Source organism: Roseateles sp., assembly GCF_036486225.1.
Lineage (GTDB): Bacteria > Pseudomonadota > Gammaproteobacteria > Burkholderiales > Burkholderiaceae_C > Roseateles.
In genome coordinates this window covers 1-15,580 of sequence record NZ_DASVNZ010000403.1, presented here as the reverse complement: position 1 = coordinate 15,580, position 15,580 = coordinate 1, and the positions used below count along the sequence as shown (strand labels likewise).

Below are 15,580 nucleotides of genomic sequence, written 5' to 3'. Positions count from 1 at the left end.
CGACGTCCGCGGCCTTCACCACGCGCAGCACGGGTTTGGCGGGTTCGACCGGAGCCGGTGCCGGCACCGGCGCGGCGACCACCGGGGCCGGCGCGGGCGCAGCAGCGGCAGCGGCCTTCTCGGCGGCCTTGTCCGCGGCCTTCTCGGCCTTGGACTTGGCGGCGTCGGCGATCTTGCGCGCTTCCGCTTCGGCGGCGGCCTTGGCCGCGGCTTCGGCGGCGGCAGCTTCAGCCGCTTCACGCGCGGCGCGCTCTTCCTCGCGACGCTTCTCTTCGGCTTCACGAGCGGCGCGCTCGGCCTCCTCCCGCTCGCGGACCTTGCGGGCGAGTTCCTCTTCCTGCTGACGCAGCGCTTCGGCCTGGGCCTGCACTTCTTCCTCGCGGCGCTTCAGGTCGGCTTCCTCGGCGGCGGCGGCGGTGGCGTCATCGACACCATCCTCGCGCTTCACGAAGACGCGCTTCTTGCGCACCTCGACCTGGATCGTGCGCGCCTTGCCCGAGGCATCGGCCTGCTTGATCTCGCTGGTGGACTTGCGGGTCAGCGTGATCTTCTTGCGCTCGGCGCCGCCGGCGGTCCCGTGCGCGGTGCGCAGGTGATCCAGCAGACGTTCCTTGTCGCTTTCGTTCAAGGTGTCCTCGGCGGACGCCTTCTTGACGCCCGCAGCTTGGAGCTGCTCCAGCAACGTGGTCGCAGGCCTGTTGAGCTCTGCGGCCAGCTGGGCGACGGTGGTCACGGCCATTGTTGAAATCCTTAAATCTTGTGTGGGGCGGAGCGGTCTGGTTTCGCTTGAATTCGCTTCAGAGCGTGTCTGCTCGGGCGTTATGCGTTGAACCAGTGCTCGCGCGCCTTCATGATCAAAGCGCGTGCCGCTGCCTCGTCCAGGGACGAAATCTCGACCAATTCGTCAACGGCCAGGTCTGCCAGGTCGTCACGGGTATGGATGTCGCCGGCCGCCAGCTTGGCGATCAGCTCGGGGGTCACGCCGTCCAGGTCGCGCAGGTCCTGGGAGACCTCCTCGACCTTTTCTTCGCGGGCGATTTCCATCGTCAGCAGAGCGTCCTTGGCGCGGGTGCGCAGCTCGTTCACGGTCTCTTCGTCGAAGGACTCGATCTCGAGCATTTCCTGCATCGGAACGTAGGCGACTTCTTCCAGCGAGGCAAAACCTTCGGCGATCAGGATGTCGGCGACTTCCTCGTCCACGTCCAGCTTCTCGACGAACAGCTTGCGCACGCCGTCGGATTCCTCGGCCTGCTTGGCGGCGGATTCCTCGGCGGTCATGATGTTGATCTTCCAGCCGGTCAGCTCCGAGGCCAGACGCACGTTCTGGCCGCCGCGGCCGATGGCGATCGCGAGGTTCTCCTCGTCGACGACGACGTCCATCGCGTGGCGCTCTTCATCGACGACGATCGACTGCACGTTGGCCGGGGCCAGCGCGCCGATCACGAACTGCGCCGGATCTTCCGACCACAGCACGATGTCCACGCGCTCGCCGGCCAGCTCGTTGGTCACGCCGTTGACGCGGGAACCGCGCACGCCGACGCAGGTGCCGATCGGGTCGACGCGCTTGTCGTACGAGACGACGGCGATCTTGGCGCGGCTGCCGGCGTCGCGGGCGGCGCTCTTGATCTCGAGCAGCCCCTGCTCGATCTCCGGCACTTCCTGCGCGAAGAGTTCCTTCATGAACTCACCCGAGGAGCGCGACAGCATGATCTGCGGACCGCGCTGCGTCGGGTCGATGCCCAGGATCACCGCGCGGACGCGGTCGCCGGTGCGCAGGTTTTCCTTCGGGATCATCTCGTTGCGCTTGAGACGGCCTTCGACGCGGCCCGACTCGGCAATGATGTCGCCCTTGTCCAGGCGCTTGACCGTGCCGACGAAGATGCGCTCGCCGCGCGACATGAAGTCGTTCAGCAGCTGCTCGCGTTCGGCGTCACGGATCTTCTGCAGGATGACCTGCTTGGCGGCCTGCGCGCCGATCCGGCCGATCGGCACGGACTCGACGCCTTCCTCGATGTGGTCGTCGACCTCGATGTCGGCGATCTGCTCCTGCGCTTCGAACAGCAGGATCTCGGAATCGGCGTTCTGCAGGCCGGCCTCGTTGGGCACGACGTGCCAACGGCGGAAGGTCTCATACTCGCCGGTGTCGCGATCGATGGCCACGCGGATATCGACCTCGCCGCCATACAACTTCTTGGTGGCCGAAGCCAGTGCCGCCTCAACGGCGCCGAACACCACATCGCGCTCCACGCTCTTCTCGCGCGAGATGGCGTCCACCAGCATCAACAGTTCGCGGTTCATTGATCGAGACCTCCGTCAACCTTGTCATCCGTCTGCCGGGACTTGGCATTGCTCTTCTTCTTCGACGCCTTGGGCTTTGCAGCCGCTCCGTCAGCCGATTCCGATCCGGGCGCCAAGCCCGTGTTCTTTTTTGCCGCATCCGCGGCAGCGTCGCCCGTCGACTTCGACGCGCGACCCTTGAAAACGATCTCCGGCACCAGCTTTGCCGAACGCACTTCGTCGAGCGCGAAGTCCAGCACCTGCTCGGTCTTGCCGTCCATGAAGATCACGCGCCAGGCGGTGTTCTGCGCCAGCGCGGCAAAGTCGTCCTGCGCCACGCCTTCGGCCGCGACCAGGACACCCCGGTACTTCTTGCGACCCTGGAAAGCCTCGCGCAATGTGATTTCCACTTCGTGACCGTTGAACCGGGCGTAATCGCCGGCAGTGTTCAGCGGACGGTCGAGGCCGGGGGTCGACACTTCCAGGCGCGTATAGTCGACTTCCTCGACTTCCATCACGTAACGCAACTGGCGCGTGACGCGCTCACAATCCTCGACGTTGACCGGCGTCTCCGGTTCCTGGCCGTTCACGAGCGGCTTGTCGATGTACACGCGCAGCAAGCCCCCGGCGCTGCGTTCGCAGCCCACCACCTCGTAACCGAGCCCGGTCACGGTTTTCTCAACAACGGCTTGCCAGCTCAAATTCATCGACGAAGGTATTTGCCCTGTCACGGGCTCGTAGGAACAGCCAAAAAAAATGGGCTGGATGAATCCGCCCACCGTTCACTTTTCAGCGAAGCTAGAAGTGTACTATGCAAACAGCATGCCGACAAGGCTGCGTCATCCGTCACAGCGTGGCGTGCGAGAATCCCGGCCTCCCTCGAATCTATGAATACCAGGAGCAGACATGGGATTTCTCGCTGGCAAGCGACTGCTGATCACGGGCGTGCTGTCCAACCGCTCGATCGCCTACGGCATCGCCAAGGCCTGCCACCGCGAAGGCGCTGAACTGGCCTTCAGCTACCAGGGCGAGCGCTTCAAGGATCGCATCACCGAATTCGCCGCCGAATTCGACTCCAAACTGGTGTTCGATTGCGACGTGAGCGACGACGCCCAGATCGATCGCCTGTTCGAGGACCTCGGCCAGCACTGGCCGGAATTCGACGGTTTCGTCCATTCCATCGGTTTCGCGCCGCGCGAGGCGATCGCCGGCGAATTCCTGGACGGCATGACGCGCGAGAACTTCCGCATCGCGCACGACATCTCCGCCTATAGCTTCCCGGCCATGGCCAAGGCCGCCCAGCCGCGCCTGCGCGCCGGCTCGGCCCTGCTGACCCTGTCCTATCTGGGGGCGGACCGCTTCGTTCCCAACTACAACACGATGGGCCTGGCCAAGGCCTCGCTGGAAGCCAGCGTGCGCTACCTGGCCTACGGCCTGGGCGGCAAGGGCATCCGGGTGAACGGCATCTCCGCCGGCCCCATCAAGACGCTGGCCGCCTCGGGCATCAAGGACTTCGGCAAGCTGCTCAAGCAGTTCGCCGACAGCGCCGCCATCAAGCGCAACGTCACGATCGAAGACGTCGGCAACACCGCCGCCTTCCTGCTGTCGGACCTGGCGGGCGGCATCAGCTCGGAAATCGTCTACGTGGACGGCGGCTTCAGCCACGGGGCAATGGCCGGGACAGAGTGAGAGTCGGCTGACTCCGGTCACCAGCGGAAGCCGGGCCGGGGTCTCCTCATACGTCTCGCGGGCTCCACAAATCGTCGACCCCGGCCCGGCTTCCGCCGGCTCCGACTGAGGTTCACGAGCGAAAACAGGCCCCTCGGGGCCTGTTTGCGTTTGTGGGGCGCAGGTTACTTCTTCGTGTCGATCACGCAGTCCACGTAGTAGCGCGTGACGCCATCTTCGCCCTTCTCCGCCACGAGCCCGTGGACGTCGGTGGCGAAGCCCGGGAACTTGGCGTTGAAGTCTCTGGTGAACTTCAGGTAGTCGACGATGCGCTTGTTGAAGCGCTCACCCGGGATCAGCAGCGGGATGCCCGGGGGATACGGCGTCAGCAGCGCGGTCGTGACACGACCTTCGAGCTTGTCGATCTCGACGCGCTCCGTCTTGCGATGCGCGATGTGCGCATACGCATCAGACGGCTTCATCGCCGGCTCCAGCTCGGACAGGTAGACCTCGGTCGTCAGGCGCGCGATGTCGCCCGAGGCATAGGCCTCGTGCACGCTCTGGCTCAGGTCGCGCAGGCCCATGCGCTCATAGCGCGGGAACGCGGCCACGAAGTCCGGCAGGATGCGCCAGATCGGCGCGTTGCGGTCGTAGTCGTCCTTGAACTGCTGCAGCGCGGTCAGCAGCGTGTTCCAGCGGCCCTTGGTGATGCCGATGGTGAACATGATGAAGAACGAGTACAGCCCCGTCTTCTCCACCACCACACCGTGCTCGGCCAGGAACTTGGTGACGATGCTGGCCGGGATGCCGGTCTTGGCGAACTTGCCGCTCATGTCCAGCCCCGGCGTGATGACCGTGGACTTGATCGGATCCAGCATGTTGAAGCCGGCCTCGATCGGGCCGAAGCCGTGCCACTTCTCGTTGGCCTTGAGCATCCAGTCGGCCGCCTTGCCGATGCCGTCGGTCGCCAGCTTGTCCGGGCCCCAGACCTTGAACCACCAGTCCTTGCCGTAGTCCTTCTCGACCTTGCGCATCGCGCGGCGGAAGTCCAGCGCCTCGCTGATGGACTCCTCCACCAGCGCCGTGCCGCCGGGAGGTTCCATCATCGCGGCCGCGACGTCGCAGCTGGCGATGATCGAGTACTGCGGGCTGGTCGAGGTGTGCATCAGGTACGCCTCGTTGAACAGGTGCTTGTCCAGCTTGACGTTCTGCGAGTCCTGCACCAGCACCTGCGAGGCCTGCGAGATGCCGGCCAGCAGCTTGTGCGTGGACTGCGTGGCATAGACCATCGCGGTCTTCGGACGCGGACGGTGCTTGCCCATCGCGTGGTACGAGCCGTAGAAGTTGTGGAAGGCCGCGTGCGGCAGCCATGCCTCGTCGAAGTGCAGCGTGTCGATCCAGCCGTCCAGCTTGGACTTGATGGTCTCGGTGTTGTAGAGCACGCCGTCGTAGGTGCTCTGCGTCAGGGTCATGATCCGCGGCTTGGCCTTCTTCGCGTCCACGCCCTTGAGCAGCGGGTTCTTGGCGATCTTCTTGCGGATGGTCTCGGCCGAGAACTCGCTCTCCGGGATCGGGCCGATGATGCCGTAGTGGTTGCGCGTGGGCGTCATGAAGACCGGCACCGCGCCGGTCATGATGATGCTGTGCAGGATGGACTTGTGGCAGTTGCGGTCCACGACCACGATATCGCCCGGCGCCACCGTGTGGTGCCAGACCATCTTGTTGGATGTCGAGGTGCCGTTGGTGACGAAGAAGCAATGGTCCGCATTGAAGATGCGGGCGGCATTCTTCTCGCTCTCGGCGACCGGGCCGGTGTGGTCCAGCAGTTGCCCGAGTTCCTCGACCGCGTTGCAGACGTCGGCGCGCAGCATGTTCTCGCCGAAGAACTGGTGGAACATCTGGCCGACCGGGCTCTTCAGGAAGGCCACGCCGCCGGAGTGTCCCGGGCAGTGCCACGAATAGGAACCGTCCTGCGCATAGGCCATCAGCGCCTTGAAGAAGGGCGGCGCCAGGCCGTCGAGGTAGCTTCTCGACTCGCGGATGATGTGACGCGCCACGAATTCGGGCGTGTCCTCGAACATGTGGATGAAGCCGTGCAGCTCGCGCAGGACGTCATTGGGCAGATGCTGCGAGGTCCGCGTCTCGCCGTACACGTAGATGGGGATGTCCGCATTCTTGAAGCGGATCTCCTGGATGAACTTGCGCAGGTTCAGGACAGCCGGGTCCAGCTCGGCGCCGTCGCCGTTGCCGGAGAACTCCTCGTCGTCGATCGACAGGATGAAGGCGCTGGCGCGGCTCTGCTGCTGCGCGAACTGGCTCAGGTCGCCGTAGCTCGTGACGCCCAGGACCTCGAAGCCCTCTTTCTGTATGGCCTCCGCGAGCGCGCGGATGCCCAAACCCGAGGTGTTCTCGGAGCGATAGTCCTCGTCGATGATGACGATGGGAAAGCGGAAACGCGGCGTCATGGAGGCCTCCGGATCGGGGCAGGTCAAACAAGAAAGGCGCGAAGTGTAGGGCTACAGCCGTGTCACGCAAGTGTTGATCGGGCGTTGTCGCAGAAACAGAACGGCCATGCCGTCCGCGCTCCGTCAATGGCCCGTCCATGACACGGCGATAGCCCGGAAAAGCAGGAGGCAGGCCCCCTTTGGAGCGCCCTGGCAAGCACCGACCCCGGGCGTACACTGACCCGACTCGAAGGACCGGGCGAATCACGGATCGTCCGGCATGCAGCTAGGAGGAATCGATGGACTGGAGTCTCGCCACCTGGTGGTGGGTGATCTGCGGCGTGCTGGTGGCGGCGGAGCTCGCGACGGGCACGACGTTCTATCTCTTGATGCTGGCGCTCGGCGCCGCCGCGGCGGCATTGACCGCCCACGTCGGCGGGCCGTTCTGGGCGCAACTGGTCATCGCCGCGGCGATCGGCGGCGGCGCGGTGACCTGGTGGCATCTGCGCCTGCGTCGCCATCCCAGACTGCCGGCCGCGGAGAACCCCAACGTCAACCTCGACATCGGCCAGAGCCTGGAGGTCGCGCACTGGCGCGCCGACGGCACCGCCGAGGTCCGCTACCGCGGCGCCGCCTGGCAGGCGCGTTTCGTCGGCACCGGCATGCCCGCCGTCGGCCGCCATGTCATCCGGGCTGTCGAGGGCAGCTGCCTGCTCGTCGAGCCCGCCTGAACCGGCCTGAACCCGCCTGAACCCGTTTTCGTTTCAATCCCCGGAGGAGACCCCCGCTCATGGAAATCATCGCCCTGGTCATCTTGATCGTCGCCATCGTCTTCGTCATCCAGTCGGTGAAGGTGGTGCCCCAGCAGAACGCCTGGGTCGTGGAACGGCTCGGCAAGTACCACGGCACGCTGACGCCCGGCCTGAACATCCTGGTGCCCTTCGTGGACCGGCTGGCCTACAAGCATTCGCTCAAGGAGATCCCGCTGGACGTGCCCAGCCAGGTCTGCATCACGCGCGACAACACCCAGCTGACGGTGGACGGCATCCTGTACTTCCAGGTGACGGACGCGATGCGCGCCAGCTACGGCTCGAGCAACTACATCATCGCGATCACGCAGCTGGCGCAGACGACGCTGCGCTCGGTGATCGGCCGCATGGAGCTGGACCGGACCTTCGAGGAGCGCGACGTGATCAACAGCTCCGTCGTGCAGGCCCTGGACGAGGCGGCGCTGAACTGGGGCGTGAAGGTGCTGCGCTACGAGATCAAGGACCTGACGCCGCCGGCGGAGATCCTGCGCTCGATGCAGGCGCAGATCACGGCGGAGCGCGAGAAGCGCGCGCTGATCGCGGCCTCGGAAGGCCGTCGCCAGGAGCAGATCAACATCGCCACCGGCGAGCGCGAGGCGGCGATCGCCCGCTCCGAGGGCGAGAAGCAGGCCGAGATCAACAAGGCGCAGGGCGAGGCCGCGGCCATCCTGTCCGTGGCGGAGGCGAGCGCCGAGGCGATCCGCAAGGTCGCGGCCGCGATCCAGCAGCCCGGCGGCAGCGACGCGGTACAGCTGAAAGTCGCGGAGAAGGCGGTCGAGGCCTTCTCGCAGCTGGCCCAGAAGAACAACACCATGATCGTGCCGGCCAACATGAGCGAGGTCTCGGGCCTGATCGGCACGGCGATGGCGCTGATCAAGAGCGACAAGGTGATCCAGCCGGGCCGTTGAGGGCACAACCTGCCCCCTCCCCGCCACCGGCGGCAAAGTGCTCCGCAAGTTTGATTCGGGGCCAGAAATCTGCGCTATGATGGCGGGCTTCGGAGAGATGGATGAGCGGTTTAAGTCGCACGCCTGGAAAGCGTGTGTAGGTTAATAGCCTACCGAGGGTTCGAATCCCTCTCTCTCCGCCAGACTTCCAGCACAACGGGCCTCGAGTGATCGAGGCCCGTTTGCTTTTCCGGGCTCCTCGCGGGCTCGCATCGGCGAAGGCGCCCGGGCGGCCTATCATCCCGCCCATGCTGACCTTCGAACAATTCTTCGGTTTCCTGCTCGCCGCCACCTTGATCACGGCGTCGCCGGGCCCCGACAACCTGATGGTGCTCGGCATGGGCATCTCGAAGGGCCGCCGTCACGGCATGGTCTTCGGCCTCGGGTGCGCGCTCGGCTGCCTGAGCCATACCGTGCTGGCGGCGATCGGCGTCAGCGCGCTGATCGCGGCGTCGCCGGTGGCCTTCACCGCATTGAAGGTCTGCGGCGGGCTCTACCTCATCTGGCTCGGTTTCAAGGCGTTGCGCAGCCGCGGCGGGGCGACGGTCGGCGACGCGTCGCAGGTCGAGGATTCGCTGGTGCGCCTGTTCTTCAAGGGCGTCTTCGCCAACGCGATCAACCCAAAGGTCGTGCTCTTCTTCCTGTCCTTCCTGCCGCAGTTCGTCGTGCCCGCGCAAGGGCACGTGGCGGCGCAGACGACCCTGCTCGGACTGACCTTCACGCTGCAGGCGGCGGTGCTGTTCGGGCTGCTGGGCTACTTCGCCGGCGCGATCGGCCAGTGGCTGCAGCGCAAGCCGCGCGCAGGGCTGTGGCTGGACCGCATCGCCGGCGCGGTGTTCGTGGCGCTGGGGCTGCGGCTGATCGTGGCGCGCTGAATTCGTCTCCGGACGAGGGCATGCGGCACACGGATTGCCGTCCGTTCCCACCCCTTCGTCAGGAGACTCGCATGACCTTTCGTCCCTTGCTGGCCGCCGCCCTCGTGGCCTGCCTGCCCGTGACCGCCGCGCTCGCCGCGCCAGCCTCCGTGACCTTGAAGGTCGCCACCCCGCAAGGCGAAGCCGGCCCGGTCGGCACCGTCACGATGGAAGACACGAAGTACGGCCTCGTCTTCACGCCCAAGCTCACCGGCCTGCCGCCAGGGCTGCACGGCTTCCACGTGCATGCCAATCCTTCCTGCGCCGCCGCGGACAAGGACGGCAAGCCCTCCCCGGCCGAAGCGGCCGGCGGCCATTTCGATCCGAAGAAGTCGGGCAAGCACGGCGAGCCCTGGGGCGACGGCCACCTGGGCGATCTGCCACCGCTGTTCGTCAACGCGGAAGGTGAAGCGACCCAGCCCGTGCTCGCGCCGCGCCTCAAGCTGGCGGACGTGAAGGGACATGCGCTGATGGTCCACGCGGGCGGCGACAACCACGCCGACCACCCGGCGCCGCTCGGCGGAGGCGGCGCGCGCATCGCCTGCGGCGTGATCCAGTGAGCGTCGACTCTGCGACTCGTCGACCTGAAGATCCGCTGATCAGCGGATCCTGGTGAGCTGAACCGGCCACCCCGGCAGGTGCCGGGGCAGGCCGATCACGCCGAGGCCAGCGGCAACGCGTGCGCGTCGCCATGCGACAGCACCGGCGCGTCGTACAACGCGCGGATCGCGTCGCGGCCCACTGCCACCGTGCTCAGGATACGGCCGTCGGCGCCCACCCACAGTGCGCTCGGCGTGGCGATCACGCCGAAGAGCTGGTTGATGTCCTGCCCCGACTGGAGCACCACGCGATCCGGCGCGAGGTTGTTGAAGGTCGTGCGGTTCGATTCGGCGCTGCCGCTGCTGATGGTCAGCCAGTGCACGGGCTCGCCGTCCTGACGGCGCCAGGACGCCATCTCCTTCATGACCTCGTGACACGGCGCGCATTGCGGTCCGACGAAGACCAGCAACTGCGAGCCCGACTGCGCGACGTAGTCCGCCAGCGTGCGCGTGTTGCCCGCCACGGTAGTCGCGGCGAAGGCCGGCGCGGCCTGGCCGACATGCAGCACCTGGTTGGACACCAGCGTCTCCAGGCTGGGCACGCCGCCCGCGGGCTCGATGCCCAGCGACTGCAGCCGCAGCTCCAGGTGATCGATCTTCAGCAGCAGACGCCCCTGCTGCCGCGCCAGGTGCAGGACCAGCCAGCCCAGCAGCCCCACCGCCAGGACCAGCACGGTGGAGAGCAAGACCTGACCCCGCCCGCCCGAGACCAGCGTGCCGGTCAACGATGCCGCCCCTTCGACCGCCAACGCACTGGCCAGCAGCCAGGCCGCGAGCGCGACCAGCAGGCCGTTGCGTACGACGCTAGCCCACGAGATCGGCTGCGAACGCGTCTGCCCGAAGCAGTTGCACGAGGGCTTGTTGCCCTGCGCCAGCTGCACCGCCATCGCCGCGGCAAAGACAGCCAGCAGGCCGGCGGCCAGCGCGATGCCCAGCGCCGGCGCCCACGGCAGCACCACCAGCAAGGCCACCGCGAACTCCAGCAGCGGCAGCAGCCAGGCGCCGGAGCGCGCCAGCGACGCCGGCACGCCGAAGCTGCGCAGCGCCTGCGCGGTCGCATCCGGCTCCGCGAGCTTGGACCACGCCGCGAGCGCGAACACGCCCGCCAGGAACCAGCCCCCCAACACGATCAGGATGTCCACGATGCGTCTCCCTTCCCGTTCCGATGTCTGGTGTCGCCACCAATGGTTGTGCCCGGCCGAGTGGCCGGGCGAAATGACGGCGCCCTGCGTCGCGACCGCAATCGCGAAGCGAGGCGCTGATCGACTTCCCGATCGCCGACCCGCCGGGCCGTCGCGATCGAGGCGTTGCTTGCGGTGATCGCGGTTATTTCGCCCGCATCTCGCCCGAGCCCTGCGCCGGACCCGCCGTCGTCATGCCGAAGCTTGGGACCGACGCGGAGCGGCTCGCCAGACTCGACCCGACCACGAAGCAGGGTCGGATGCAGATCGGCGTCGAGCCGCAGCAGGTCACGCTGACGCAGGCCCATCCGGACGGGCAACCCGCGGAGGACGAGCAGGTCGGCAATCCCGCGCACGACTGCGGCAGATGGCAGAAGCCGCGGCCCTCGATGGTCTGGAAGCAGACGCAACCCGGGTCCTGGCAACTCGGCAAGGCGCCGCAGGTGCCGCCGGGGCAAGTCGGGCAAGGCTGCGTGCCGCAGCAATCGCAACCGGCCTGCTGCGCCGCGGTGAAGGCATCGCCGCCGGCGTTGTTGACCGCCTGGTAGTACGCCCCCGCCGCCGCCTTGCAGGCGCCGCGCTTGATCTTGTTGCTGTCCACCGTGATCGGCCCGACCGGAACCAGGTTGACCGGATACGCCGCATCACAGGAGCTCGTCATGCAGCTGTAGAAGGTGTTGTCGCAACCGGCCTTGCCCTGGTTGCACTCGCCGTAGCAGCAGTCGTGGCCGTTGCAGCAGCCGAGGAAGCTGGCCGCGCCGTATTGCGACGGGAACTGCGTGCCGCCCGCCGCGCCGCAGCCGTTGGGCGTGCAGCTGTAGCCGGGGTGCGCGACCTTGTTGGGGCAGGCCGCGAGGTCCGCCACCGGATGCTTGTTGGCGATGGCGCCGCTGGGCAGGCAGCATTGCAGCGCCGGGTCGTAGAGCTGGCGGCCGCACAGGCAGTCCGCCGCCGCCTGCGCCGTGCGCGGCAGCAGGCCGCCGGCCAGCGTGGAGAACACGCCCAGCACCGACACTTTCAGCACGTCGCGGCGCGAGCCCTGGCTGCCCAGCGAGCGGGTGAAGTTGTCGAAGGCGTTGTCCGCCAGGTGTCCCTGGAGGTCGATGGCGTCATCCGATCGCAGGGCGGGCGAATCGCTGGCGGAGAAACCGCCCATGCCGCGCCGCAAGAGCGCCGCGACGCGTTGCCCGAAACCGAAGGTGCGTTCTGTCATGGATCACTCCTTGCTGGCGCCGCTCAGGCGCGCGACGGCGTCAGCGTGTAGTCGGCGGACACCTTGCCGGCGTCGTCGGCCGCGTGGTCCCAGGCGACCAGGCTCGCGCCGGTCGATTCGGAGCCCGTGCGCGGGCTCATCAGCTGGAACCCGGACAAGGTCGCCCCCGGCGCCACGTGATTCGGATACGGCGGCACCAGGTCCGAGGCGACCCAGGTCACGTAGGTCATGCCGTCGGTGTCCGCTTCCCAGCCCGCCGGCGTGCCGGTCACCGTCACCGGCGCGTTCACCGACAGCGACAGCGTCGCGATGTACTGCCCGCTGCCCGCCGACTCGTTGTTGGTCAGCGCGTAGCTCCAGTAGTTGGGCGTGGTCGTGACCGCGAGCGAGGCGCGCAGCTCGTCGGCCGGGAAGCTCCCCGCCGCCGGCACCCGCACGTAGCGGCTGACCGTGAGGCCGTAGGCCACGCCGGCGACGACGTAGGACCCGCGCACCGTCAGCAGCAGGTTCGCGTTGTCCACCAGCCCAGCGTCGGAGAAGCGCCCGGCGAAGGTCGTGGACGACGAGGCCCCGAGCGTGCCCAGCACGATGGGCGCGTTGGGCGGACTCTGCCGCGTCGCGCTGCCGTAGGTGATGCTCGTGATCTGCACGCCTTGCAGCGCCGATTCGCCGATGTTCATCAACGGGATGTTCAACCTCACCTGACCGGCGAAGCGCTGGATGAATGGCGCGCCGAGGGTCACGCGCGCGGAGACGACTGTGGCCATGCCTGCCCCTTGTGATGTCTCGAAGAGAGAGTCGATGTGGACCCGTCATGTCCGGGCGCGTCCGCCTGATGCCTGAGGGCTGTTGGCCGGTCGCTGCGGGAGACGGGAGAGGAAACCGGCCGGCGGCGCGATGTCCGCCGACCGTCCGTTCTCAGGTTCCGACGAGTGGTGCCGGGGACAGCGTCGCGGACGCGCCGGAAGAGCCCGCACTACGTCCGGCGCGACGCATCACCAGCGGCGCCAGCGCGATCAGCGCCAGGGCGAGCGTGCCGGGTTCAGGCACTTCGCTGGCCGCCGCGGCACGCACCGTCACCGCCACGGACACCTCGTCGGCGAAGTTGCCGTTGATGTCCGACAGCAGGATGGAGAGGTTGAAGTTCAGGTCCGCGAGGATGTCCGGCAGCGTCGCGATCATCAGCAGGTCCAGCACCGGGCTGATGGTGCGGTCCGGGATCACGATTTCGGGATCGCCCAGCAGCGGCGTCACGTCCACGAACGGGAACGGGTAACCGCTGAGGGACAGGAAGAAGTCGGTGGTCAGCAGCGGGCCGCCGCTGACGTTGGTGATCTGGCCGGTGATCACGAAGCTGTCGCCGGCGTCCAGCACCACCGAGGTCTGGGTGGTGGTGAGTGTGATCGGCGCGGCGGCGGCTGGCACCGCGGACAGGCCGAGCAGGCCCGCCACGGAAGCTGCCAGGAGGACGCCTCTTGCCAGGAGTCGGGCACCGACGTGTCCACTTCTCTGGAACCAGGTTGTCGCGAGCATGGTCACCCTCCTGTGCGCCGATGGCGCCCCTGTTGCGATGCGATTGCTGCGAAGTCTAGGAGTCGACACACGGCCCGCGCACCCCCTATCTCTTAAGCGGGGACAGCCCCCCTCATTCGAGGCAGCCTGCCGTCGAAGCCCGTGTTCATCGGGGTTGTGGCGCATTCGTTCTCCTCTGAAGCCGCCCCTCGAGTCCCACATCGGGCGGATTCCAGGCCCCGGCCGCGCGAGTGGCGGGAGGGACAGCGACGACCATCGCCTGGGTGACAGGCAGGGGACAGTCGATGTCCCTGCAGGGGACAAAGCAGGGACATGGAGGGTCTTCCCGCGCGGTTGACATCGCGCTCGAATTCATGCCTTGGCACGGGTATGTGGATGGCCATGAAAGCGGCGGCCGACGGAATGCTTGCGCAGGCATGGGGCTTGCCAAGCAGATACGTCCGGTTTCAGACCGCTTCATCCACTTGCAGAGAGGTTCCCACCATGAACAGCCCAGTCGGCCCGCTCCGTCCGATCGTCCAGGTCGGCCCGGTCGGCACCGCCGTCCCGCATCTGCATCTCTATGACCAGGCGTTGCAGCGCCATCTGCTGCAGTGCGCGAAGGCCCGAGGGCGATGGTTCGGCCTCGCGCTGTTCGCTGAACGTGCACGTGGCCTCGTATTGCCGCGCCTGGCCACCACCGCCGCCCTGAGCGCCATCACCCTCGGTCTGTTCGCCCACTGGCTATGACCGACATCCGGAGCGCGAACGACCCAGCACTTTCCTCGACGGCCGAGTCGGGGGCTCCGTCGGACCGCTCTCCGGATCCGGGGGGAGCCATCCCCCCGGAAATTGCGGAAGAACTTGCGTTGCTCGACCCGGCGCTCGGCACGATCGAGCCGCCGGTCCGATCGATGCTTTTCGGTCAGGCGCGTTTCGAGCAGCACGGACGCAGCCTCGCGCAAGCGCAGGCGATCCAGGGCACGGCCGGCGCCGGCCAGTTCTTCCCGCGGCTCGACGACAACGTCGCGATGCTGCAGCAGGCGCGGCGCCTGATCGAGAAGCGCCATCGCGACTTCCGCCACCTCGGCGCCGCCGGCAAATGGCTGCTGGACAACGCCGCACTGATCGACGAGCAGACCCACCAGGTGCGACGCGGCCTGCCGCGCGGTTTCTTCCGGCTGCTGCCGCGCCTGCGCGACGAGCCGCTGGCCGGCCTGCCCCGCATCTACGGCGTCGCCTGGGCCTGGGTCGCGCACACCGACGGCGGTTTCGACACCGAGTTGCTGAAGGCCTATCTGCGGGCCTATCAGGAAGAGCGGGCGCTGTCGCTGGCCGAGCTCTGGGCGCTGCCGACGACGCTGCGCGTGGTGCTGGTCGAGAACCTGCGCCGGCTGGCAGAGCGCTTCGCGACGCTGCAGGCCGCGCGCGACGTCGTCCACCACTGGTTCGACGGCCACCCGACGGACACCGGCATCGAGGCGATCACGCGGCTGGAGCCGCGCATGAAGGAACGCGGCGTCGTCGAGGCCTTCTGGCTGCAGCTCGATCATCGCCTCGAGGAACTGCCGCAACCGCTGATGGGTGAGCTGGCCGCCTGGCTGAGCACGCGGCAACCCGCGCCCGCGCAGGCCCTCGCGCGGCAACAGGACGAATCGATCCGGGATCTGCAGAGCATCCGCAACGCGATCACCGCGCTGCGCCACATCGACCAGACGGACTGGCGACGGCTGATCCAGGCTGTCAGTCCGGTGATGCAGACGCTGGGGGAGTCGCCGGTGTTCGCCGCCGAGGCCGCGGACACGCAGGACATGACGCTGCACGAGATCGAGGAGCTCGCGCGCAAGTGCGAGAAGAGCGAACTCGACATCGCCCGCCTGCTGCTGGAACTGACGCAACGCGCCGGCCCGCCGGAGGACGGTGAACCCGATCGCCGCAGCGCGCCGGTCTACTGGTGGCGGGGCGCCGGCCGGCCGACGCTGCTGGCGGCGCTGGGCCTGCGCGAGCGCCGCTGGC

Annotated in this window: 14 protein-coding genes, 1 tRNA gene and 1 pseudogene; 8 read left to right on the top strand and 8 right to left on the bottom strand. The window is 67.5% G+C overall.

The window, feature by feature from the left end:
* From VF536_RS26265 to rimP, 3 genes are all read right to left on the bottom strand, one after another.
* Positions 1 to 739 (bottom strand): translation initiation factor IF-2 associated domain-containing protein (locus VF536_RS26265; RefSeq protein ID WP_331617896.1); only part of this gene is annotated, 739 nt, incomplete at its 3' end.
* An 80-nt stretch (positions 740 to 819) separates the two neighbouring features.
* On the bottom strand, positions 820 to 2,298 hold the full coding sequence (nusA, locus tag VF536_RS26260) for a transcription termination factor NusA (protein ID WP_297528754.1): 1,479 nt from the start codon (positions 2,296 to 2,298) through the stop codon (positions 820 to 822).
* Positions 2,295 to 3,056 carry a ribosome maturation factor RimP gene (gene rimP / locus VF536_RS26255; RefSeq protein WP_331617895.1) on the bottom strand — a complete coding sequence of 254 codons (762 nt, stop codon included), beginning with the start codon at positions 3,054 to 3,056 and terminating at the stop codon, positions 2,295 to 2,297. The genes nusA and rimP overlap by 4 nt, the downstream gene beginning before the upstream one ends.
* Positions 3,057 to 3,183: 127 nt before the next feature.
* On the opposite strand from rimP, the gene fabI reads away from it, so the two are divergent.
* Positions 3,184 to 3,966, top strand: coding sequence for an enoyl-ACP reductase FabI (gene fabI, locus VF536_RS26250; RefSeq protein ID WP_088403772.1), 783 nt, complete (start codon positions 3,184 to 3,186; stop codon positions 3,964 to 3,966).
* A gap of 164 nt (positions 3,967 to 4,130) precedes the next feature.
* Here the strand turns inward: fabI and VF536_RS26245 are convergent, their stop codons facing one another.
* A complete protein-coding gene (locus VF536_RS26245; RefSeq protein ID WP_331617894.1) occupies positions 4,131 to 6,410 on the bottom strand; it encodes an arginine/lysine/ornithine decarboxylase in 2,280 nt (759 codons plus the stop codon).
* 278 nt (positions 6,411 to 6,688) lie between these two features.
* Here VF536_RS26245 and VF536_RS26240 point away from each other — a divergent pair, with 278 nt between their 5' ends.
* The 5 genes from VF536_RS26240 (at position 6,689) to sodC (ending at position 9,619) form a co-directional block, all read left to right on the top strand.
* Positions 6,689 to 7,120: an NfeD family protein gene (locus VF536_RS26240; RefSeq protein ID WP_331617893.1), complete on the top strand. Its 432-nt coding sequence runs from the start codon at positions 6,689 to 6,691 to the stop codon at positions 7,118 to 7,120.
* A 59-nt stretch (positions 7,121 to 7,179) separates the two neighbouring features.
* Complete coding sequence (locus tag VF536_RS26235) at positions 7,180 to 8,106, top strand: SPFH domain-containing protein (RefSeq protein ID WP_067274606.1); 927 nt, start codon at positions 7,180 to 7,182, stop codon at positions 8,104 to 8,106.
* A gap of 91 nt (positions 8,107 to 8,197) precedes the next feature.
* Positions 8,198 to 8,288, top strand: a tRNA-Ser gene (locus VF536_RS26230).
* Between the two features lie 105 nt (positions 8,289 to 8,393).
* Complete coding sequence (locus VF536_RS26225) at positions 8,394 to 9,020, top strand: LysE family translocator (protein WP_331617892.1); 627 nt, start codon at positions 8,394 to 8,396, stop codon at positions 9,018 to 9,020.
* Between the two features lie 71 nt (positions 9,021 to 9,091).
* Positions 9,092 to 9,619 (top strand): superoxide dismutase [Cu-Zn] SodC, encoded by a 528-nt coding sequence (gene sodC, locus VF536_RS26220; protein ID WP_331617891.1) that lies wholly within the window; start codon positions 9,092 to 9,094, stop codon positions 9,617 to 9,619.
* A 95-nt stretch (positions 9,620 to 9,714) separates the two neighbouring features.
* Here the strand turns inward: sodC and VF536_RS26215 are convergent, their stop codons facing one another.
* The 4 genes from VF536_RS26215 to VF536_RS26200 form a co-directional block, all read right to left on the bottom strand.
* A complete protein-coding gene (locus tag VF536_RS26215) occupies positions 9,715 to 10,800 on the bottom strand; it encodes a MauE/DoxX family redox-associated membrane protein (protein WP_331617890.1) in 1,086 nt (361 codons plus the stop codon).
* A 184-nt stretch (positions 10,801 to 10,984) separates the two neighbouring features.
* Complete coding sequence (locus tag VF536_RS26210; protein WP_331617889.1) at positions 10,985 to 12,052, bottom strand: hypothetical protein; 1,068 nt, start codon at positions 12,050 to 12,052, stop codon at positions 10,985 to 10,987.
* A gap of 23 nt (positions 12,053 to 12,075) precedes the next feature.
* Complete coding sequence (locus VF536_RS26205) at positions 12,076 to 12,819, bottom strand: hypothetical protein (RefSeq protein WP_331617888.1); 744 nt, start codon at positions 12,817 to 12,819, stop codon at positions 12,076 to 12,078.
* Positions 12,820 to 12,970: 151 nt separating this feature from the next.
* The gene (locus tag VF536_RS26200; RefSeq protein WP_331617887.1) at positions 12,971 to 13,585 is read right to left on the bottom strand and encodes a hypothetical protein; all 615 of its coding nucleotides are present in this window, start codon (positions 13,583 to 13,585) and stop codon (positions 12,971 to 12,973) included.
* 483 nt (positions 13,586 to 14,068) lie between these two features.
* On the opposite strand from VF536_RS26200, the gene VF536_RS26195 reads away from it, so the two are divergent.
* Positions 14,069 to 14,314 (top strand): hypothetical protein, encoded by a 246-nt coding sequence (locus tag VF536_RS26195; RefSeq protein WP_331617886.1) that lies wholly within the window; start codon positions 14,069 to 14,071, stop codon positions 14,312 to 14,314.
* A gap of 119 nt (positions 14,315 to 14,433) precedes the next feature.
* A pseudogene (locus tag VF536_RS26190) lies at positions 14,434 to 15,580 on the top strand (carbohydrate-binding protein); the annotation flags it as partial.

Bases quoted from the DNA above. Each gene is read 5' to 3' on its own strand.
- nusA (WP_297528754.1), bottom strand. From the start codon at position 2,298: ATGAACCGCGAACTGTTGATGCTGGTGGACGCCATCTCGCGCGAGAAG.
- fabI (WP_088403772.1), top strand. From the start codon at position 3,184: ATGGGATTTCTCGCTGGCAAGCGACTGCTGATCACGGGCGTGCTGTCC.
- VF536_RS26245 (WP_331617894.1), bottom strand. From the start codon at position 6,410: ATGACGCCGCGTTTCCGCTTTCCCATCGTCATCATCGACGAGGACTAT.
- VF536_RS26240 (WP_331617893.1), top strand. From the start codon at position 6,689: ATGGACTGGAGTCTCGCCACCTGGTGGTGGGTGATCTGCGGCGTGCTG.
- VF536_RS26235 (WP_067274606.1), top strand. From the start codon at position 7,180: ATGGAAATCATCGCCCTGGTCATCTTGATCGTCGCCATCGTCTTCGTC.
- VF536_RS26225 (WP_331617892.1), top strand. From the start codon at position 8,394: ATGCTGACCTTCGAACAATTCTTCGGTTTCCTGCTCGCCGCCACCTTG.
- sodC (WP_331617891.1), top strand. From the start codon at position 9,092: ATGACCTTTCGTCCCTTGCTGGCCGCCGCCCTCGTGGCCTGCCTGCCC.
- VF536_RS26210 (WP_331617889.1), bottom strand. From the start codon at position 12,052: ATGACAGAACGCACCTTCGGTTTCGGGCAACGCGTCGCGGCGCTCTTG.
- VF536_RS26205 (WP_331617888.1), bottom strand. From the start codon at position 12,819: ATGGCCACAGTCGTCTCCGCGCGCGTGACCCTCGGCGCGCCATTCATC.
- VF536_RS26200 (WP_331617887.1), bottom strand. From the start codon at position 13,585: ATGCTCGCGACAACCTGGTTCCAGAGAAGTGGACACGTCGGTGCCCGA.
- VF536_RS26195 (WP_331617886.1), top strand. From the start codon at position 14,069: ATGAACAGCCCAGTCGGCCCGCTCCGTCCGATCGTCCAGGTCGGCCCG.